This window comes from Verrucomicrobium sp., from assembly GCA_028283855.1.
Classification (GTDB): domain Bacteria; phylum Verrucomicrobiota; class Verrucomicrobiia; order Methylacidiphilales; family GAS474; genus GAS474.
Genome location: JAPWJX010000003.1, coordinates 769,873 through 789,039 on the forward strand (window position 1 = coordinate 769,873; position 19,167 = coordinate 789,039).

General features: G+C 67.9%; 23 protein-coding genes, 1 tRNA gene and 1 pseudogene. 16 read left to right on the forward strand and 9 right to left on the reverse strand.

Annotation, left to right across the window (positions count from 1 at the left end; genetic code table 11):
* The first annotated feature begins 274 nt into the window (after positions 1-274).
* From PW734_05020 to PW734_05040, 5 genes are all read left to right on the forward strand, one after another.
* Complete coding sequence (locus tag PW734_05020; GenBank protein ID MDE1170565.1) at positions 275-1,477, forward strand: acetylornithine transaminase; 1,203 nt, start codon at positions 275-277, stop codon at positions 1,475-1,477.
* Positions 1,474-2,016 (forward strand): GNAT family N-acetyltransferase, encoded by a 543-nt coding sequence (locus PW734_05025; protein ID MDE1170566.1) that lies wholly within the window; start codon positions 1,474-1,476, stop codon positions 2,014-2,016. The genes PW734_05020 and PW734_05025 overlap by 4 nt, the downstream gene beginning before the upstream one ends.
* Before the next feature lie 65 nt (positions 2,017-2,081).
* Positions 2,082-2,645, forward strand: coding sequence for a peptidylprolyl isomerase (locus PW734_05030; protein ID MDE1170567.1), 564 nt, complete (start codon positions 2,082-2,084; stop codon positions 2,643-2,645).
* Positions 2,645-3,199, forward strand: coding sequence for an ATP-binding protein (locus PW734_05035; GenBank protein ID MDE1170568.1), 555 nt, complete (start codon positions 2,645-2,647; stop codon positions 3,197-3,199). The genes PW734_05030 and PW734_05035 overlap by 1 nt, the downstream gene beginning before the upstream one ends.
* Positions 3,200-3,244: 45 nt before the next feature.
* The gene (locus PW734_05040) at positions 3,245-4,387 is read left to right on the forward strand and encodes a M48 family metalloprotease (GenBank protein ID MDE1170569.1); all 1,143 of its coding nucleotides are present in this window, start codon (positions 3,245-3,247) and stop codon (positions 4,385-4,387) included.
* A gap of 13 nt (positions 4,388-4,400) precedes the next feature.
* Here PW734_05040 and PW734_05045 read toward each other — a convergent pair whose 3' ends face one another.
* Positions 4,401-5,135, reverse strand: coding sequence for an SDR family oxidoreductase (locus PW734_05045; protein ID MDE1170570.1), 735 nt, complete (start codon positions 5,133-5,135; stop codon positions 4,401-4,403).
* 129 nt (positions 5,136-5,264) lie between these two features.
* Between PW734_05045 and PW734_05050 the strand changes: the two genes are divergently transcribed.
* Positions 5,265-5,843: a TetR/AcrR family transcriptional regulator gene (locus PW734_05050; protein MDE1170571.1), complete on the forward strand. Its 579-nt coding sequence runs from the start codon at positions 5,265-5,267 to the stop codon at positions 5,841-5,843.
* Here PW734_05050 and PW734_05055 read toward each other — a convergent pair.
* From PW734_05055 to PW734_05075, 5 genes are all read right to left on the reverse strand, one after another.
* A complete protein-coding gene (locus PW734_05055; protein MDE1170572.1) occupies positions 5,840-6,205 on the reverse strand; it encodes a DMT family protein in 366 nt (121 codons plus the stop codon). The two genes, PW734_05050 and PW734_05055, sit on opposite strands and share 4 nt — an antisense overlap.
* Positions 6,206-6,231: 26 nt before the next feature.
* Entirely contained in the window at positions 6,232-6,585 is a 354-nt protein-coding gene (locus tag PW734_05060; protein ID MDE1170573.1) for an arsenate reductase family protein, read from the reverse strand.
* 65 nt (positions 6,586-6,650) lie between these two features.
* Positions 6,651-7,127, reverse strand: a complete 477-nt coding sequence (locus PW734_05065) for a hypothetical protein (protein MDE1170574.1) — start codon at positions 7,125-7,127, stop codon at positions 6,651-6,653.
* A gap of 28 nt (positions 7,128-7,155) precedes the next feature.
* Positions 7,156-7,791: a TetR/AcrR family transcriptional regulator gene (locus PW734_05070; GenBank protein ID MDE1170575.1), complete on the reverse strand. Its 636-nt coding sequence runs from the start codon at positions 7,789-7,791 to the stop codon at positions 7,156-7,158.
* 148 nt (positions 7,792-7,939) lie between these two features.
* A tRNA-Leu gene (locus PW734_05075) sits at positions 7,940-8,021 on the reverse strand.
* A gap of 363 nt (positions 8,022-8,384) precedes the next feature.
* Here PW734_05075 and PW734_05080 point away from each other — a divergent pair.
* The gene (locus PW734_05080; GenBank protein ID MDE1170576.1) at positions 8,385-8,723 is read left to right on the forward strand and encodes a P-II family nitrogen regulator; all 339 of its coding nucleotides are present in this window, start codon (positions 8,385-8,387) and stop codon (positions 8,721-8,723) included.
* A 49-nt stretch (positions 8,724-8,772) separates the two neighbouring features.
* Positions 8,773-9,783: a hypothetical protein gene (locus PW734_05085; GenBank protein ID MDE1170577.1), complete on the forward strand. Its 1,011-nt coding sequence runs from the start codon at positions 8,773-8,775 to the stop codon at positions 9,781-9,783.
* 18 nt (positions 9,784-9,801) lie between these two features.
* Here the strand turns inward: PW734_05085 and ilvB are convergent, their stop codons facing one another.
* Positions 9,802-11,610 (reverse strand): biosynthetic-type acetolactate synthase large subunit, encoded by a 1,809-nt coding sequence (gene ilvB, locus PW734_05090; protein MDE1170578.1) that lies wholly within the window; start codon positions 11,608-11,610, stop codon positions 9,802-9,804.
* Between the two features lie 134 nt (positions 11,611-11,744).
* Between ilvB and rplM the strand changes: the two genes are divergently transcribed.
* From rplM to PW734_05130, 8 genes and pseudogenes are all read left to right on the forward strand, one after another.
* Positions 11,745-12,176 (forward strand): 50S ribosomal protein L13, encoded by a 432-nt coding sequence (gene rplM, locus PW734_05095; protein MDE1170579.1) that lies wholly within the window; start codon positions 11,745-11,747, stop codon positions 12,174-12,176.
* 40 nt (positions 12,177-12,216) lie between these two features.
* Positions 12,217-12,615, forward strand: coding sequence for a 30S ribosomal protein S9 (gene rpsI, locus PW734_05100; GenBank protein ID MDE1170580.1), 399 nt, complete (start codon positions 12,217-12,219; stop codon positions 12,613-12,615).
* Between the two features lie 66 nt (positions 12,616-12,681).
* Positions 12,682-13,701, forward strand: coding sequence for an N-acetyl-gamma-glutamyl-phosphate reductase (argC, locus tag PW734_05105; protein MDE1170581.1), 1,020 nt, complete (start codon positions 12,682-12,684; stop codon positions 13,699-13,701).
* 31 nt (positions 13,702-13,732) lie between these two features.
* On the forward strand, positions 13,733-14,950 hold the full coding sequence (gene argJ / locus PW734_05110; GenBank protein ID MDE1170582.1) for a bifunctional glutamate N-acetyltransferase/amino-acid acetyltransferase ArgJ: 1,218 nt from the start codon (positions 13,733-13,735) through the stop codon (positions 14,948-14,950).
* A complete protein-coding gene (argB, locus tag PW734_05115) occupies positions 14,951-15,814 on the forward strand; it encodes an acetylglutamate kinase (GenBank protein MDE1170583.1) in 864 nt (287 codons plus the stop codon).
* A pseudogene (argF, locus tag PW734_05120) lies at positions 15,811-16,699 on the forward strand (ornithine carbamoyltransferase). The gene argB and the pseudogene argF overlap by 4 nt, the downstream one beginning before the upstream one ends.
* Positions 16,696-17,052 carry a VOC family protein gene (locus tag PW734_05125; protein MDE1170584.1) on the forward strand — a complete coding sequence of 119 codons (357 nt, stop codon included), beginning with the start codon at positions 16,696-16,698 and terminating at the stop codon, positions 17,050-17,052. The pseudogene argF and the gene PW734_05125 overlap by 4 nt, the downstream one beginning before the upstream one ends.
* A gap of 59 nt (positions 17,053-17,111) precedes the next feature.
* The gene (locus tag PW734_05130; GenBank protein ID MDE1170585.1) at positions 17,112-17,948 is read left to right on the forward strand and encodes a M15 family metallopeptidase; all 837 of its coding nucleotides are present in this window, start codon (positions 17,112-17,114) and stop codon (positions 17,946-17,948) included.
* Here the strand turns inward: PW734_05130 and PW734_05135 are convergent.
* On the reverse strand, positions 17,945-18,517 hold the full coding sequence (locus PW734_05135) for a prepilin-type N-terminal cleavage/methylation domain-containing protein (protein MDE1170586.1): 573 nt from the start codon (positions 18,515-18,517) through the stop codon (positions 17,945-17,947). The genes PW734_05130 and PW734_05135 overlap by 4 nt on opposite strands.
* Positions 18,514-19,092, reverse strand: a complete 579-nt coding sequence (locus PW734_05140; GenBank protein ID MDE1170587.1) for a type II secretion system protein — start codon at positions 19,090-19,092, stop codon at positions 18,514-18,516. The genes PW734_05135 and PW734_05140 overlap by 4 nt, the downstream gene beginning before the upstream one ends.
* Positions 19,093-19,167 lie beyond the last annotated feature (75 nt).

Genomic DNA, 19,167 nt, shown 5'->3' on the forward strand with positions numbered 1-19,167 from the left:
CCTTCTATCAAGGCGCGAGGCGACGCAGTGTGTCCATTGTGACACATAAGTCGCCGAGCAACGCGGAGAGAAGGCTTTTTAAGAATAACCCTTCGGGCCGGGGTCCGTTGCCCCGTCCCCGTCGTTACTCAAGGCCTTACGTATTCCGCTAATACGCTGCGGCCTTTCGTGCCTAGGGGAGCGGGCCAACGGCCCGCCGGCGCGCCTCTTTCTGAAGGAAGAGCGGACCCTAGCCGCGACGGAACCTTCCGCCGCGGCATTTTTTTTGACTCCGATGAACCCCACGATCGCCTACGACGAATACGTCCTCCACACCGCAAACCGCTCGCTCACCCTCCTGCACGGGCAGGGCGCGACGGTCTTCGACGACAAGAACCGCCCCTACCTCGACTTCGGCACCGGCATCGCCGTCAGCTGCCTGGGGCACGACCACCCCGCCCTGGCGGAGGTCTACGCCCGCCAGTCCCGCCGCCTGATCCATTGCTCCAACCTCTATCGGAACGAGCACGCCGGTGCCTTGGCGGAGCGTCTCGTCGGCCTCCTGGGGCCGGGAAAGATCTTCTATTCCAACAGCGGCGCGGAGGCCAACGAGGGCCTCATCAAGGCGGCGCGGCTCTTTGGCAAGGACCGGGGCGCGTTTGAGATCGTTTGCACGAAGGACTCCTTCCACGGCCGGACGATGGCGACCCTCTCCGCCACCGGGCAGGAGAAGGTGCAGGCGGGCTTCGCCCCCTTGGTGCCGGGCTTCGTCCACGTTCCTTATAACGATTTGGAGGCGGTCCGCGCCGCCATCACGCCGCGCACGGCGGCGGTCCTGATCGAGGGCATCCAGGGGGAGAGCGGCATCCTGCCCGCCGATCCGGAATACCTCCTGGGCCTCCGCGCGCTGACGCGGGAGAAGAACGTCCTCCTCTTCATCGACGCGATCCAGTGCGGCCATTTCCGCACCGGGGCCTACCAGAGCTTCCAGCGCATCCTGGGGGAGCGGGCGGCCGAGTTCCGGCCCGACGGCCTCTCCATGGCCAAGTCGCTCGGCGGCGGCTTCCCCATCGGCGCGTTCTGGCTCGACGAGCGGCTGGCGCCGCTCTTCACCGTCGGCTCCCATAACACCACTTACGGCGGCTCCCCCTTGGGCACGGCGGTGGCGGGCGCGGTTCTCGACGTCATCGAGCGGGAGGGCCTGGCGGCCAACGTGCGCGCGCGGGGGGAAGAGCTGCTCTCCGGCCTCCGCGCCCTGCAGGGGAAGCACGGCGGCCTCGTCGCCGGGGTGCGGGGCTTCGGCGCGCTCGTCGGCCTCCAGCTGGCGGCCGAGCCCGCGCAGGCCATGCCCCACTTCCTGGAGGCGGGCCTCCTCGTCGTCCCGGCGGGGAACAAGACCGTCCGCTACCTGCCGCCCTACAACGTGACCGCCGCCGAGGTGGCCGACGCGCTGGCGCGGACCGACGCGGCCCTGGCCAAACTGGCCGCCGCCGCATGACCCATCCGGTCCTGCGCGCGGAGCGGCTTTTCCTGGACGCCTTCCGGGCGGCCGACGCGCCCGCCGTCCAGCGGCTGGCGGGGGACCGGGAGGTGGCCCAATACACCCAGTTCATCCCCCATCCCTATCCGGACGGGGAGGCGGAGCGGTGGATCGCCACCCACGGCCCGGAGTTCCAAAACGGGACCAACGCGGCCTTCGCCGTCCGCCTGCCGGACGGGGCGCTGGTCGGCGCGATCGCGGTGAAGCTCCACCTGGAGGCGCGGCGCGGCGTGCTGGGCTACTGGATCGGCCGGGAGTTCTGGGGCCGGGGCTACGCCACGGAGGCGGCCCGCGCGCTGCTGGGCTACGCCTTTCCCGCCTGGGGTCTGGAAAAGGTGGAGGCCGTCCACATGGAGGCCAATCCCGCCTCCGGCCGCGTCATGGAAAAGCTGGGGATGCGCCGGACCGGCGCGCGCCTGGCCGTCTGCCGGGACCCGGAGGCGGTCCCCATCGTCGAATACGCGCTCCACCGCTCCGGCTTTTCCGCCGCGCCCTGAGCTCCGGCCGCGGGGAGGCCCCCTTTTGGCTTGTACAGCGGCCCGGGGGTTCCTATCAAAACAGGATGATTTCCCTGCGGCACCTTCCCCTTCTGGCGCTCTCCCTCGGCATTCTCTTTTTCGGCGCGGCTTCGGCTCCGGCCCAGACCGATTCCGCTCCGGCGATCGACCCGGAAAACACCCTCTACCTCGACCTGAAGGACGGCCGCGTCGTCATCCAGCTGCGCCCTGACCTGGCGCCGAAGCATGTGGAGCGGATCAAGGAGCTGGTCCGCCGCGGCTTCTACAACGGCCTGAAGTGGCACCGGGTGATCGAGGGCTTCATGGCCCAGACGGGCGACCCGCTGGGCAACGGCACGGGCGGCAGCGGCCAGAGCCTGCCGGCGGAATTCACCAACACCCCCTTCGTCCGCGGCACCTGCGGCATGGCCCGCGCCGCCGACCCGAACAGCGCCGACAGCCAGTTCTTCATCTGCTTCGCCCCCGCCCCCTTCCTCAACGGCCAATACACCGTCTGGGGCCAGGTGGTGAAGGGCATGCAGTACGTCGACCACATCACCCGGGGCGAGCCGCCCGCCTCCCCGGACAAGATCGTGAAGGTGACGGTCGCCGCGGACGAAAAGCAGTAATGCATCCGAACTGGATCGTCCTGGCCGGGGCGCCCTCCAGCGGCAAGACGACGCTCCTGGAAGAGCTGCGGCGGCAGGGTTTCCCCTGCGCCACGGAGCCCGCCCGCGCCTACATGGAGCAGGAGCTGAAGAAAGGCGTCCCCATGGAGGTGATCCGCGCCGACCAGGAGGTCCTGGAGCGCCGGGTAAAGGAGTGGGAGCGCGCCGACCGCGCCTCCCTGCCGAAGGACGCCCTGGTCTTCGTCGACTCGGCGACCGACGTCGACGCGCTGGCCTACATGCGCTGGTTCGGCATCGAGCCCTCCGCGTCCTGGATCGACGACGCGCGGGCCGTCTGGTTCGGCGCCGTCTACATCATGGACCGCCTGCCCTTTGAGCTGGACGGCCTGCGGACGGAGAACGACGTGGTGGCGGAGTTTTTGGACCGGGAGCTGGAGAAGGTCTACCGGCTCCAGGGAGCCCGCGTGGTGCGGGTGCCGCTTTTGCCGCCCGCGGAGCGCGCGGCCTTCATCCTGGAAGACCTGCGCGCCCACGGGCAGTTGCTGGCGGCGTAGGGGGGGGCCTTGACGCCCCCGGCGGGCCACGCTATCCGGAGGGGCATGGCTTCGTCGCTTTCCCTTCAGACGGTGGTCCTTCCCAAGGAAAAAACCTATTTCGGCATTCTCCTGGCGCTCTCGGTGATCCTTTGGGGGGCGCTGGCGGCCAGCCTTGCCGGCGCCGTGGTGGCGCTGCTGCTCGGGGTCTTCCTCTGGTTCGTGAACGGGCTGCTCGTCTCCCATCTCAAGTCGGGCGCGGTCCGGGTGACGGAGCGGCAGCTTCCCGAGCTTTACGCCTCGTTCCGCGCCGCCTGCGCGGCGCTGGGGCAGAGGGAGGAGCCTGAGTTTTACGTTCTGCAGGGCAACGGGATTCTCAACGCCTTCGCCACCCGCCATGCGGGCCGAGATTTTGTCGTGGTCTATTCCGGCCTCCTGGAAGCCCTCGGCCACGACACGCCGGAAATCCGTTTCCTAATCGGGCATGAGATCGGCCACATCCGCCGCAGCCACCTGTCGAAGCGGATCCTGCTCCTGCCCGGCCAGCTGGTGGCTCTTCTTTACCGCGCCTATCATCGCGCCTGCGAGGCGACTTGCGATCGCTTTGGCGCCCTTGCTGCGGGTGAAACGGCGGGTTCTGTCCGCGCCATGTTGGTGATGGCGGCGGGGCGGGAGACGGCTCCCCGGATCGACTCCGTTGTCTTTGCGGAGCAATACCGCGCCCGGCGGGGATTTTTCGTTTCCTGGCATGAGCTTGCCCTCGGTTATCCCACGCTTTCGCGCCGGGTCAGCCTTCTTTTTGGGACGGAGAGCCCCACCCACCTGAGCGCCGCGCCGCGGAATCCCGCCGCCTATCTCTTCGCCCTGCTCTTCAATTTCCAAACGGTGCTGATCCTCTATATCGGCCTGGTTGCGGCGGGAGTCCTCATGCCTGCCTGGCACCACGGATTGAATCGGGGCAGGCAGGCGGCGGCAATGATGGAAGCCCGCCGCCGCGACGCGGCGGCGCAGCCGTTTTCCCTGGGTCCCGCGGAGCGGCCGATTCGCCTGGCCCCGTTCGCCCGCCCGGGATTTTCCCTGACCATCCCGCCCGCTTCCCCGGCAAAGCCGGCGTCCGCTCCCCTGCCGGGGGAGGGGACGTCGCCTCCCCCCGCCGCCCAGGCCGGCCGGGGAGATTCCGGGGCGCCGAATCCTCCTCCGGCGCCCTAGAACCGCCGAGGGCTTAGGCGATCGCGCCGCCGTCGACGGTCAGCTCCGTGCCGGTGATGAAGCTGGCTTCCGGGCTGGCCAGGAAGGCGATCGCCGCGGCGACCTCCTCCGGCTTCCCGTAGCGGCCCAGCGCCAACGTCGGCTTGGTCGCCTCGGCCATTTCGGTCCCGTCGGGATTCATGTCCGTGTCGATCGGGCCGGGCTGGACGGTGTTCACGGTGATGTTCTTGGAGCCCAGGTCGCGCGCCAAGCCGCGGGAGTAGAGGGCCACGGCCCCCTTGGTCGCCGCGTAGTGGGTGACGCCGGGAATCAGGGAGCGCTCCCCGAGGACCGAGCCCAGGTTGATGATGCGGGCGCCTTCCTTCAGGTGCGGGATGGCCGCTTCCACCGCGGCGGTCACACCCCTCACATTGATGGCGTATTGGCGCTCGTAGGCGGCGGGTTCCGCTCCGGCGGTGACGAAGACGCCGGCGTTGTTCACCAGGATGTCGAGCTTGCCGAAGCGGGCCACGACGTCGTCGACCAGCTTGGCCACCTGGGTCGCGTCGGCCTGGTCGGCCTGGAAGGCGGCGGCGCGGACGCCGTGCTTTTCCAGGTCGGCCACCACGGCCTTGGCCTTGTCCGGGGAGGCGCTGTAGCTGATCGCCACGTCGGCCCCCTGGGAGGCCAGCTTGCGGGCCGTCGCCGCGCCGATGCCGCGCGAGCCGCCCGTCACCAACGCCACTTTACCGCTCAAATTCTTGCTCATTTTCTTGTCCTTCCTTTGGTTTTTCGCGGATACTTTTGTATCGATTGGTAAATAAGTATCCCATTGCCTTCCGGCTGTCAAAGGAATATTGTATCGAAAGGTATGAAAGTAGGGAAAACCTCCGCCCCCATGGGCCGGCCGCGCGCCTTCGATGTGGACAAGGCGCTGGGCCGGGCGATGGAGGTTTTCTGGCGGCAAGGGTATGAGGCGACCTCCCTGACCGACCTGACCGAGGCGATGGAGATCAACCGGCCCAGCCTCTACGCCGCCTTTGGAAACAAGGAGGAGCTTTTCGTCAAGGTGCTGGATCGTTATCTGGGGGAGGCCGGTGAGCTGATCGCGGGCGCGCTGGCCATGCCGTCGGCCCGGGAGGGCATGGCTTTCCTGTTGCAAAAAACGGCGGAGCGGCTGGGCGATCCGCGCACCCCGCCGGGCTGCCTGGCCGTTCACGGCGCGCTTTCCTGCGGGAAAGGGGATGAGGCGATCCGCCGCAAGCTGGCCGGGGCCTGCGCGGGTCGGGAAGCGCTGCTGCGCCAGCGATTTGAGCGGGCGCGCCGGGAGGGGGAGCTGCCCGCCGCGGCCGATCCGGCCGCGCTGGCCGGATACTTCAACACGTTCCTGACGGGGCTGGCGGTGGAGGGCGCGCAGGGAGCCTCTCGTGCGGCGCTGCGCCGCGCGGTGCAGCAGGCCATGCTGGCCTGGCCCTAGTGCTTGAGCGGCCCGTCCCCGGAGAAGCCGAAGGCGAAGTAGGCCGCCCCCGCCAGGAAGAGGAAGCTGACGGCGTAGTTCCACCGCATTCCTTCGCCGAAGACGGCCCTGGCGAAGCCGACGAAAACGACCAGGGTGATGATTTCCTGCAGAATTTTCAATTGGTAGCCTGAGAAGACCTGCGCGCCCGCGCGGTTTCCGGGCACCTGGAAGCAGTATTCGAAGAAGGCGACGCCCCAGCTCAGGAGGATGACGGCCCACAGGGGCCTCTTGTCCAAAAACTTCAGGTGCCCGTACCAGGCAAAGGTCATGAAGAGGTTGGAAACGGAAAGAAAGAGGACGGTGCGCAGGGCGGCGTGCATGCGGGAAGATAGCCCGCCCGGCGGCGTTAAGCCAGCGGCCCGGCCCACTCCTCTTCCCGGAAGCCGACCCGGCGGGCGGTCTTGCCGATGAGGAAGGGGCGCTTCACCAGGTTGCCGTTCTTGGCCAGCAGGGCCAGGGCTTGGGCCTCCGTCATGGCGGGAAGCTTGGCGGACAGGCCCAGTTCCTTGTAGTCGCGGCCGGAGGTGTTGAAGAGTTTCCGCAGGTCGCCGCCGTAGGCTTCCAGCATCGCTTTGAGCTCCGGCAGGGACGGGGGCGTTTCCCGGATCGGAACGGCGGTGTAGGCCGTCTTTTTGGCGTCGAGGAACTTGAGCGCCTTGCGGCAGGTGTCGCACCCGGAGTAAACGTAAGCCTTCAGCATGGGGGGGATTAAAAAGCCCCGGGTGTTTTAAGCCACAAGTTATTTTTGGGAAATCGCCGGGCTTTTCAGGGCCGCTGCCTGCGCAGCGCGATGACCTGTGCCGCCAGGCCGATGAGGAGGAGGACAAAGAGGGCGCCCTGGGCTCCAAGGAAAAGGGGCGACTTTAAGTCGGTCACCAGCGGGTGGCCATCGGGCACGCGGCGCAATGTCTCGCTGACGCTGGGCACCATCAATAGAAACGCGGTGATGGACAGGGCGATCGTCTCGACATACGTCTTCACGCGCTCCGGCATGGGAAGCCCGGCGGCGCCGTAGCCGAGGAGCAGCAGCAGGAGCGTGGCTCCGGCGATGGCGTAGCTGGCCGGCTGGTGCGCGATGGGGAGGACGGTGACGGAGCCGAGGAGCATCGAGGCGAAGTAGACGGCGCCCGCCGGCGAGCGGGGCACGATGCGGCCGTGGCGGGCGAACATGTAGAGGGCGGCGGGGATGGCGGGCAGGCTGCCGACGGTATGGACCCAGCCGGGCGGTGTGATTCCAAACATGGAGAGCTCCTTTTGTTGGGGGGGTGGGTTAAGGGCGGACGGGTTTTCCCGCGGCGGCGGGGCGGTTGTTTTTGGGGGAGGAAGGCAAGACCAGCCGCTCGAGAAGCGCGTTCGTCGCGGTGCGGAAAATCTTCGGGTCGCCGTAGGCGCGGGCCGAAATCATCGCGCCGTGGACGGTGGCCATGAGGAGCTGGGCTTCCGCCGCCGGGGAGGTCTGTAGATGGAGCGCGCCGCAGGCCGCGCCGGAGGCCAGCACGCTTTCCAGCCAGCCAGCCAGGCCGGCGAAGTGCAGGCGCACTTCCTCCGCCACTTCCGCGGGCAGGGTGGGCGCCTCAGCGGCGAGCATCGCGCAGATGCACAGGGGCATTGATCCGTCGCCGATGCAGGCGGCCCACCACCCGAGGTAGGCTTCCAGGCAGCCCAGCGGTCCGGTGTCCTTGGCCGCCAGCGCGGCCATGCCCTCCGTCGCCGCCGTGCGGTAGCGCCGCACCAGCGTCAGCACCAGATCGGCCTTTTTGGGAAAGTGGTGGTGGATGCTGGCTTTGGTGATGCCGACGTGGGCGGAGATGTCGGCATAGCTAAAGCCGTTGTAGCCGCCGGCGGCGATCAGCGCCTGGGTGCAGTCGGTGATCCGGTTAGCTTGCGGGGCCAGCAGCGTTTTCATGAAAGAAATGTCTACCTACTAGTTGGATGGTTGTCAAGAAGAGGTGGTTTTCCAATTGAAAACCGCTGGCCTGTGGAAAGGGGCGCGGAAAAGCGGCGGGGCTTTGGACCAAGGGGCGGAGCCGTGGGAGCTCCGGAAAAAGAGGATGTGCACTCGGGGAGACTCGAACTCCCATGGGTTACCCCACACGCACCTCAAGCGTGCGCGTCTACCAATTTCGCCACGAGTGCAGAGCCGAGGATTAAAACGGCCTCCCCCCGTTTTGTCCATCGTTTCCTCCAAAAAAACGGCGAGGAATGGATTATATTTGTCTTCCGATTTGTGCGGCGGCATGAGTTCTGCTTAATTGGCGGTCAACATACGTGAAGATTTTTAAAACGACCAAAGCGCCGGTTTCAGGAAGAAAACCGGCCTCTGCCTCGAAAAAGGCGGCCGCCGCCGTCGAGGCGCGCTCCCGAACGAAGACCCCCGCCGGCGCTGCGGCACTGGTGGCGCTGGAAAACGGGCCGGTTTTTCGTTCTTACGCACCTATATTGACAAACGACGCCCCCTCCGCCAGCGTGTTTGGCTCTCAACCACCCAGGAGACTTTTAGTGAAAAAAATCGAAGCGATCATCAAACCCTTCAAGCTTGAGGAGGTCAAATCGGCCCTCGGCGAAATCGGCATCGAAGGGATGACGGTCACCGAAGTGAAAGGTTTCGGCCGCCAGAAGGGCCATACCGAAATTTACCGCGGCAGCGAATACACCGTCGACTTCCTCCCGAAGGTGAAGATCGAGGTGGTGGCCGCCGACGACAAGGCCGAGGCCATCGTCCGCGCCATCCTGACCACGGCCAAGACCGGCAAGATCGGCGACGGCAAGATCTTCGTCTTCCCCGTGGAGCAGGCCATCCGCATCCGCACGGAAGAGCAGGGCGAAAAGGCCGTTTAGGCCGCCTTTTTTGGGCCTGGGGCCTGGGCAATAGCCGAATTATTTGGGAATGAGCAGCGCCCCCATTCCCTTGGAAGTCTGGATCGTCCGGGATTACGACAAGACGATCGGTCCCGATACGACGGACAGTTTCACCAAGTTTTTGGGGCGGGAGCCCGCCAAGGAGCTCTACCCCTCCTACGTCGAGAACGGGAAGAAGGGTTACGGCGTCGGCGTCTCCTTCTGCAAGACGGTCACCGATTTCTCCAACCGGCTGGAAGCGCCGATTACCCGCACGCTCCTGGAGGCTTACGGGCCCCAGCACCCGGAATACCCTGGCGCGGCGGAGTTTGTCCTCCGCAAGAAGGCGGAGCTGGAGGCGGCCTATCCCGGCACTGTCCACGTCCGCAACGCCATCGCCTCCACCGGCATCCGGGAGCTTTTGGCCCAGACGCCTTCCGGCCGCGTGGCCGACGCGATCTACGCTTCCCAGTTCAATTTTAACGACGAGGGGGTGGTCCCGCCCGATCCTTCCAAGCCGCAGGACGCCCTGGTCGGCTTCCGCAAGCCGCTGGAGCCGCTGCAGAAGGTGGAGGTGCTGGCCGCCATCGAGCGGGGCGTGATGCCCCACGCCCTGGCGCAGAATCCCTTTGCCGCCTCGCCGACGGGGGCGAACGACTTCGTCGCCGCCCGCGCCGAGGGGCAGCACGCGAAGCGGAAGGTCCTCCTCATCACCTTTGGCGACGGGAACACGGACGACTGGGCCGCGCAGGAGACGCTTTTGAAGGGGGGCAAGTTCATCGCCGTCCACGAGCCGGGCAGCGAGCCGGCCAAGAAGAAGGCGGAAACGCTCCGCGCCGCCGGGCTTACGGAAACCGTCGTCCCCGCCGATTACCGCCAGGGGAGCGAGCTGGACCAGGCCTTTGACGCCATCGTCCACCAGGCCATCGCCGCGATCGAGGCGCCCGCGCGCTCGGCCGAGAAGGCGCAGACCCTCAGCATTTTTGCCGAGGGTGGCGTGCAGCGCCTTTCTTTGGACGGCGGGAAAGACGCCGACCGCTCTCCCGACCGGACGAAGTAAAATTCCAAACCGGGCGCCCTAGCCCGGGATGTCGCCTTCCAGCGCGCCCTTCCCGTCGACCATCGGCTCGATGATGATGTCCCGCGCGGTGCCGCCGGCCGGAATCATGGGCAGGACGTGCTCCGTGTAGGGGACCATGACGTCCAGGAGGTAGGGGCCCTTTGCCGCCAGCATCCGCTTGAGGGCGGGGCGCAGCTCTTCCGGCTTGCTGACGCGCTCGGCGGGGACGCCGAAGCCCGCGCAGATGGGGAGATAGTCGGGGTAGATTTTTTGCGGGTCGGCCGGGTCGCCCAGGAAGGTGTGGCCGCGGTTGCTGGAGAAAAAGCGGTCCTCCCACTGCACGACCATGCCCAGGTGCTGGTTGTTGAGGATGATGGCCTTGGCCGGGATGTTCTCCGCCACGGCGGTGGCCAGCTCCTGCACGTTCATGAGGAAGCTGCCGTCGCCGTCGACGTCGATGACTTCCCGCTTCGGGAAGGCGACCTTGGCGCCCAGGGCCGCCGGGTAGCCGAAGCCCATGGAGCCGAGGCCCGCCGAGGTGAGGAAGCTGCGCGGGTGGGCGAAGTCGTAGAACTGCCCGGCCCACATCTGGTGCTGGCCGACGCCGGTGGTGACGATGGCCTCCCCCTTGGTGAGGATGTAAAGCTCCTGCAGCACTTGCTGGGGCATGATGGTCTTCGTCTCCGGGCGGCGGTAGCGGAGGGGATATTTCTTCTTCCAGCCGTCGATCTTCTTCTGCCAGGCGGGGAAGGTCTTCCGCTTGCGGCCCTCGCGGGCGATCATCTGGTTGAGCGTGCGCAGGGCGTAGCGGACGTCGCTGAGGATGGGGAGCTGGACGTGCTTGTTCTTGTTGATCTCGGAATTGTCCACGTCCAGGTGGACGATGGTGGCGCGCTTGGCGAAGGCCTCCACGTTGCCGGTGACGCGGTCGTCAAAGCGGACGCCCAGGGAGAGGAGCAGGTCGCACTCGTCCACGGCGTAGTTGGCGTAGACGGTGCCGTGCATGCCCAGCCATTTGAGGGAAAGGGGATGGGTCTCCGGGAAGGCGCCGATGCCCATCAGCGTGGTGGTGACGGGGATGTGCGTCGCCTCGGCGAATTTCTTGAGATCGGCCGCCGCGTTGGAGGTGATGATGCCGCCGCCGACGTAGAGGACGGGGCGCTCCGCCTGCTCGATCAGGCCCAGGATCTCCTGCAGGGCCAGCTTGTCCGCCTGGGGCGGCTTCGGGAAGCCGCGCAGGGTCAGGGTGTCCGGGAAGACGGGCTGGCAGAGGGCCTGCTGGACGTCCTTCGGCATGTCGATGAGGACGGGGCCGGGCCGCCCGGTGGAGGCGATGTGGAAGGCCTCCTTCACCACGCGGGGGATGTCGTGCACGTCCATCACCAGGTAGTTGTGCTTCACGATCGGCAGCGTCATGCCGAAGACGTCGGTTTCCTGGAAGGCGCCCTTGCCGATCATGTCCCGCTTCACCTGCCCGGTGATGGCGACGAGGGGGACGGAATCCATGTAGGCGTCGGCGATGCCGGTGAGCAGGTTCGTGGCGCCGGGGCCGGAGGTGGCCATGCAGACGCCGACCTTGCCCGTGGCGCGGGCGTAGCCGCCCGCCATGAAGACGCCGCCCTGCTCGTGCCGGGGCAGGATGGTGCGGATCTTCTTGGAGCGCGTCAGGGACTGGTGGAGGAGCATGCTGGCCCCGCCGGGGTAGGCGAAGAGGGTGTCGACCCCTTCCCGTTCCAGCGCGGCGACCAGGACGTCGGCCCCGCTCATGCGGGGGGAAAGGCGCTTGGGGGCGGCGGCGGCCGCGCGGGGCTTGGTCCGGGTGCTCATAAAGGAGGGTCAGTTAAGCAGGGGGAAGGCGCCGGGGCGAGTCCTAAGAGCCTGCCCCAAGCCTTTTTCCATCGGGATACGTACAAATTCGTTGACAGGAGGGGGTCATCTCCATAGTTTCGCCCTTCCCATTTATGAAAACGTTCAGTGCTAAGGCGTCCGAAATCCAGCGCAAGTGGTATGTCATCGACGCCTCCAATCAGGTCGTCGGCCGCGTCGCCGAGAAAGCCGCCGTTCTCCTCCGCGGCAAGCACAAGGCTGCCTTCACGCCCCACGTCGACACCGGCGACTTCGTCGTCGTCATCAACGCCAAGCAGGCCCGCTTCACCGGCAACAAGGAAACCCAGAAGCAGTACACCAGCTTCTCCGGCTACATGGGCGGCCACAAGTCCGAGACGCCCCAGCGCCGCCGCGAGCGCCGCCCCGAGCTGCTGATCGAGACCGCCGTCCGCGGCATGATCCCGCACAACCGCCTGGGCCGCGCCGTCATCAAGAAGTTGAAGGTCTACGCCGGCGCGGAGCACCCGCACGCCGCGCAGCAGCCCGTTTCGACCTCCGTCAGCTAATCTACCAAAGCCTTAATAAAGCCTTAATACAAAGAAATTTATGGCCTCCGCCTCCCCTATCCAGACCACGGGCCGTCGCAAGACCGCCATGGCCACCATCAAGCTCACCCCCGGCACGGGCCTCATCCAGATCAACGGCCGCGAGCTGAACGACTACTTTACCACCACCACCTCCCGCATCGAGGCGGTGAAGCCCCTCAATCTGGTTGAAGGCGTCGCCAAGAAGTTCGACATCGTGGTCAAGGCTGCCGGCGGCGGCATCAACGGCCAGGCCGGAGCCCTCGCCCTGGCGATCGCCCGCGCCCTCGTCGAGTTCAACGCCGAGTACCGCCCCGTCCTGAAGAAGGCCGGCGCCCTCAGCCGCGACTCCCGCATGAAGGAGCGCAAGAAGTCCGGCCAGCCCGGCGCGCGCAAGCGGTTCCAGTTCTCCAAGCGCTAATCCCGCGCTTTGCCAATTTGGGGCGCGCCCATTTCGGGGGCGTCCCTTAGGGTTATTCGAAGGGCCATGGACACAGCCATCATCGGCGCCTCCGGTTACGCCGGGGAAGAGGCCGTCCGTCTCCTGGCCCGCCATCCGCGGCTCCGTCTCGCCGCCCTCACGTCCCGGCAATTCGCCGGGCAACGGGCGGGGGACGTGGTCGGCGGCCTCACCCGCTCCCGCGACCTCCTCTTCGAGGACCTTTCCCCCGAGGCGGTCGCCGGGCGCGCCGAGATTTTCTTCCTGGCCCTGCCTCACGGCGTCTCCGCCTCCTACGCCGTGCCCCTGCGCCGCGCGGGGAAGACGGTCGTCGACCTTTCCGCCGACTTCCGCCTGCGGGACGCCGCCGTTTACAAGGAGTTCTACGGCCAGGACCATCCCGCGCCGGAGCTGCTCGGCCAGGCCGTCTACGCCCTGCCGGAGCTGCACGCGGAGGCGTGCGCCAAGGCCGATTTCTTCGCCGCGCCCGGCTGCTACCCCACCGCGCTCCTCCTGGCCCTGGCCCCGGCGGTGCAGGCCGGGCTCCTCGACCTCGACACCCTGGCCGCCAGCGCGATCAGCGGCGTCACCGGGGCGGGAAAGAAAGTCGAGCTGCCCTACCTCTTCGGGGAGATCGACGAGAACCTCCGCCCCTACGGCGTCACCGGCCACCGGCACCTGAGCGAGATCGAGCAGGAACTCGGCCTCCTGGCGGGCCGCTCCGTCGCGCTCACCTTCACCCCCCACCTGGCCCCGCTGCGGCGCGGCATCGCGGCGACCGTCTCCGCGCGGCTGGCCAAGCCGCTTTCCCAGGCCGGCGCCCAGTCCCTCTACGAGGCCTTCTACGCGGGCAAGCCCTTCGTCCGCGTGTTGCCGGGCGGCGCGCTGCCGGAAGTGCGCCGCGTGGCGGGGACCAACTTCGCCGAGGTCGCCGTGCGCGTTGACGCGCGGACCGGCCGCCTCCTCCTCTTCTCCGCCATCGACAACCTGGTGAAGGGAACCGCGGGCCAGGGCATCCAGGCCCTCAACCTGCGGCTCGGCTTCCCGGAGGAAGAGGGATTGCTTTAGCGGGCGGCGCAGTTAGTACGGAAAGCTTCCCATGGTTTCTCCGATCGTTTCCATCCCCGGCGGCGGCGTCACCTCGGCCGCCGGATTCCGCGCGGCGGGCGTCGCCGCAGGCATCAAGAAGGGCCGCAACCGGGACGTCGCCCTCGTCGTCTCCGACGAGCCGGCGGAGGCCGCCGCCCTCTTCACCACCAACCAGGTGAAAGCCGCGCCGGTGAAAGTCTCCATGGCCCACGCCCGCTCCGGGAAGATCCGCGCCATCGTCGCCAACGCGGGCTGCGCCAACGCCTGCACCGGCATCGCCGGCCTGCGGGACGCCAAGGAGACCACGGAAGCCGTGGCCGCCGCCCTGGGCTGCAAGGCGCGGGAAATCCTGGTCTGCTCCACCGGCCGCATCGGCGTGCCGCTGCCCATGCCCGCCCTGCGGCGCGGCGTGAAGGCCGCCGCCGCCAAGCTGGACGCCTCCCCCCGCACCGCGCTGAAGGCGGCGGAGGCGATCATGACCACCGACACCTTTGCCAAGCACTGCGCCGTCCGCGTCGAGATCGACGGCCACCCCGTCACCATCGGCGGCATGGCCAAGGGCGCCGGGATGATCCATCCCGACATGGCGACGATGCTCTGCTTCCTCACCACCGACGCGCGGATCGAGCGGCAGGCCCTCCGCCGCTGCCTGGAGGACTGCGCCGGGCAGTCGTTCAACCGCATCTCCGTCGACGGCGACACCTCCACCAACGACACCGTCATCCTCCTGGCCAACGGCCGGGCCCGCAACGCCAAGCTGACGCGCCACCACCCGCAGTATTCCCTCTTTCGCCAGGCCCTGCGCCACGTCATGCGGGAACTCGCCCGCCTCATCGTCGAGGACGGGGAGGGGACCAGCAAGGTCGTCGAGATCATCGTCAAGGGGGCGGCCAGCGCGCACGACGCGCAGCGCGCCGCCGTCGCCGTGGGCACCTCCACCCTGGTGAAGTGCTCCTGGTGCGGCGAGGACCCCAACTGGGGCCGCATCATGGACGCCCTGGGCTACTCCGGCGCCAAGGTGCGGGAGGAAATGGTCGAGATCTTCTACGACGGCGTCCAGGCCGCCGTGAACGGCCAGCGCAGCCGCGTCTCCCCGGCGCGGCTCAAGAAGGTCGTCTCCCGGCCCCGCTTCGCCATCACCATCCATCTCCACCTCGGTCCCGGGGAGCACACCTTCCTCACCACCGACCTGACCGAGGAATACGTCACCCTGAACAAGGGCGAGTAGATGAACCCCGCCGACCGGGTCTCGGCCTTCCAGGAGGCGCTCCCCTACCTTCAGCGTTTCCGCGGCTCCACCTTCGTCATCAAATACGGCGGCTCCGCCATGGAGGACGAGGCGCGCGTCGACGCCGTCCTGCGGGACGTCGTCCTCCTGGAGGCGGTCGGCATCAATCCCGTCCTGGTCCACGGCGGCGGCAAGGCGATCACCCGCGCCCTCCAGCAGGAGGGGGTCGGCTCCCATTTCATCGACGGCCTGCGCGTCACCGGCGCGGACGCCATCGCCGCGATCGACCGCACCCTGGCGCGGGAGATCGGCCCGGGCATCGCCCGCCGCATCCAGGCCCTGGGCGGCAAGGCGGAAGCCCTCTCCGGCAAGGAAGTGCTCCGCGCCAGGAAGCTCGCCTACCGGAAGGACGGCAAGGCGGTCGACCTCGGCTTCGTCGGCGACGTGACGCGCGTCGTCGCCCCGCCGCTGCGCCGCCGCGTGGCGGCGGAGGTCGTCCCCGTCATCTCCCCCCTGGCCGTGGGCCGGAAGGGGGGGATCTACAATATCAACGCCGACACGGCGGCGTGCGAGGTCGCCGTGGCCCTCCGCGCGGAAAAGCTGATCTACCTGACCGACGTCAACGGCGTCCTGCGCGACGCCGCCGACCCGGCATCCACGATTCCCGCCCTCGACCCCGCCGCCGTCGCCCGGCTAAAGGCGGAGGGCGTCATCGCCGGCGGGATGATCCCCAAGGTCGACGGCGCGGTCGGCGCACTGGAGCGCGGCGTCGGCAAGGTCCACTTCCTCAACGGCGGGACGCCCCATGCCCTCCTCCTCGAAATCTTCACCGACGCCGGCATCGGCACCGAATTCCACCTATGAAGCATCTCCTCGGCCTCCAGGGTTTCTCCGGCGCGGCCGCGCGCCACATCGTCCAGCGCGCCGCCCACCACAAGGCGGTCCGCGCCGCCGGGGCCGCCCCCTCCGGGCCGCTCCTGGGCCAGACCTGGGCGCTCCTCTTCTCCAAGTCGTCGACGCGCACGCGCGTCTCCTTCGAGGTCGGCCATCCGGGAGCTGGGCGGCACTTCCCTCTTCCTTTCCGCCAACGACATCCAGCTGGGCCGGGGCGAGCCGATCCGCGACACCGCGCGCGTCCTGGGCCGGATGGTCCACGGCGCGGTCATCCGCACCTTCGCCCAGGCGGACGTGGAGGACTTTGCCGCCTACGGAAAGATCCCCACCGTCAACGCCCTGACGGACGACGAGCATCCCTGCCAGGTCTTGACCGACATCTTCACCTTCGAGGAAAAGCGGGGTTCCATCGCGGGCAAGCGCGTCGCCTTCATCGGCGACGCCGCGTGCAACATGGGCCGCTCCTGGGCCTACGCGGCGGAGCTGTTCGGCTTCGACCTGGTTTGCGCCGCGCCCGCCGGGTACGAGTGCCCGGTGCAGAACCCGCGCGTCTTCTCCACCGCCTCCCCGCAGGAGGCCGCCGCCGGGGCCGACCTCCTTTACACCGACGTCTGGATCTCCATGGGCATGGAGGCGGAGGCGGAAAAGCGGCTGCGCGACTTCGCCCCCTACCAGATCAACGCGGCGCTGCTCGCCGCGGCCAAGCCGGACGCCCTCGTCCTCCACTGCCTGCCCGCCTACCGGGGCAAGGAGATCACGGAGGAGGTGCTGGAAGCGCGCGCCCAGGACATCTTCGACCAGGCGGAGAACCGCCTCCACGTCCAGAAGGCGATCCTGGAGTGGCTCGTTTCGTGAAGGTCCGCACCGTCTACTTCAAGATCGCCGACCTGGAGCGGGCATCCGCTTTTTGGGCCACGCTGCTTGGCGTCGCGCCGCACAAGGAGTCTCCGGCCTGGGTCGAATTCCGCGTGGGCGGGCTCAACTTCGGCCTGCTGCGGATGGAGGGTTTCGCCTGCGCGCCGGACGCGGCCAACGGGGTCCCGGTCTTCCAGGTCGCGGCGGCCGAGCGGGATCGGTTGAAGGAGAAGGCCTTGGCGCTGGGTGCCCGTCTCGTCGTCGACCTGCCTGACCATCCGGACGGACAAAGCTGCGTCCTGGCCGATCCGGCGGGAAACGAGTTCGAGCTGACCAGCTTCGCCGGGGCCTAGGCAATAGGCCTCAGGCCCCAGGTCTCGAGGCACGGGTCCTGCTTGGGAGAGGAAGAGAGATGAGCGCCCCCCAGAAGCCGATCGAAACGCCGATCGAAACGCCGATCGAAACGGTTTACTCGCTCGACCCCGCCACGCCGGAGTTCCTCCGGCGCCATGCGGGCGTCGCCGTCTTGGAGGAGGGACCGGGCTTTCAAATCGTCAACGCCTACCGGGAGCAGGACCTGGCCGGGCATCAGGACCGCGCCTACATCCGGGAGGCGCTCAAGATCCGGCTGGAAGGCGTCGCCGCACGGCTGCCGGAAGGGTGCCGCTTGGTCATCTTCGACGCCTTCCGCAGCCGGGAGACGCAGCGCGCGCTCTTCTCCCGCATCTGGGGGGAGATCGCGGAGGCCAATCCCGGCTATGACGACGAGGCCCTCTTTCGCGCGACGCGGCAGTTCGTCGCCAATCCCTACGATTACTCCCGCGTCCTGCCGCACAACAGCGGCGGCGCGGTCGACCTGGGGATCGCCGGGCCGGACGGGAAGCTCTGGGACTTCGGCTCCCGCTTCGACCAGCCGGATGACGTCTCCGTCACCCGCCACTTCGAGGCGGCACACGACCCGGCCTCCGGCTTCACGCCGCAGCGCTGGGAGCGGGTGCGGGAGAATCGGCGCGCGCTCTTTCACCTCATGCGGGAGGCGGGCTTCACCAACAACAAGGACGAGTGGTGGCACTTCGACCTGGGGGACAACATGTGGGGCCGCAACGTGGGCCAGCCGCCGGTCTGGGACGCGATGGAGCCGCAGGTCCACGCGCTGCGGCAAAGGGAAGGGCGGGAGGCGCTGGCCTCCCTCTCCCGCGGCCGCCGCGCCGGGGCGGAGCCGGAGAGGGGGCGGGAACGGGTCCGCTAGCGGCGGGACCAATTGTTGATCCAGGAATTCGTGTCGAGCTTGGCCCCCTTGCGGGTCTGTCCGGCGGCGCTCCAGATGTCGCAGAAGCCGATATTGTAGAGGAGGTTGTTCGTCCCCCCGTTCGGCGCGGCGGCGGTGGCGAAGCCGTAGGGTTCCCCCCACGGGTCGGCGGCGTAGAAGGGGCGCGGCGCGGTGCGGATCTGGCTGGCCTTGAACTCGAAGTAGACGGGGCCGGCGGGCGGGCTGTTCGTGGCGTCGTTGGTGACGCCGGAGAGGCTCTGGTAGAGCGCCCGCGCGTTGGGCAGATAGGACGTCTGGTTCGTCACGTAGTGGTTGTCGGACGAGGCGATCGGGTCGGTCGGGGGGTAGGTGCCGTTGTCGTTCTTGTAGCGTTCCAGCGCCGCTTCGAAAGCCGCGATCTCCCCCTGGGCGCGGGTCGACTTGCCCTTCGTGTCGAGGTAGTCGGCCGCTCCCAGCGTCATGGCGGCGAGGATGCCGATGAGGCCCATGACCACCAGCAGCTCCACCAGGGTGAAGCTGCGCCGCGAGGAAAGGGGAAGCGTCTTCACCAGCTCTTGATCATGGTGTTGGTGTTCGTGTTCACCTGGCCGCTGCGCGGCGGACCCGGATCCCAGATGGCCACGCCGGTGTCCAGGGACTGGCTCCACGGGGCGGGCACGGCGACTTGGTTGTCGTAGGAGGTGTCGATCCAGATCTGGTAGTTCTGCGCCGTGTAGTTGTGGAGGGCGGCCGACCACGGGTCGGCCAGGCCCTTGGCGCGGCCTCCGGCGGGGAGGGGGTTGGGGTAGACGTCGCGCGCGCTGAAGGTCAGGAAGGGGATCTGGCGGGTGTTTTGCGGGTCGGCGTTGCCTTCCTTGGCGGCCAGGATGAGGTAGGCGTCGGTGGGGAGGAGCTGGCTGTCGGAGGAGGCGTTCTGGGTGCTGCTCGGCCAGTAGCCGTATTCCGTGTAGAAGGCGGTCAGGGCGGTCTTCAGGTTGGCGATCATCGCGCCCGCCTGGGTCTTCTTCGCCCCGGTCATCGCCGTCTCCATCGCCGGGAAGGCGAGGCCCGCCAGGATGGCGATGATCGTTATGACGATGAGGAGTTCGATGAGGGTGAAGGCGCGGGAACGGCGAAAGGACATCAATGCAATTTAATCCGTTTAAGAGACGAGGCGAGGGGAAAACGCGGGGGGCGTTGCCAAATCGCCCCGGGGCCG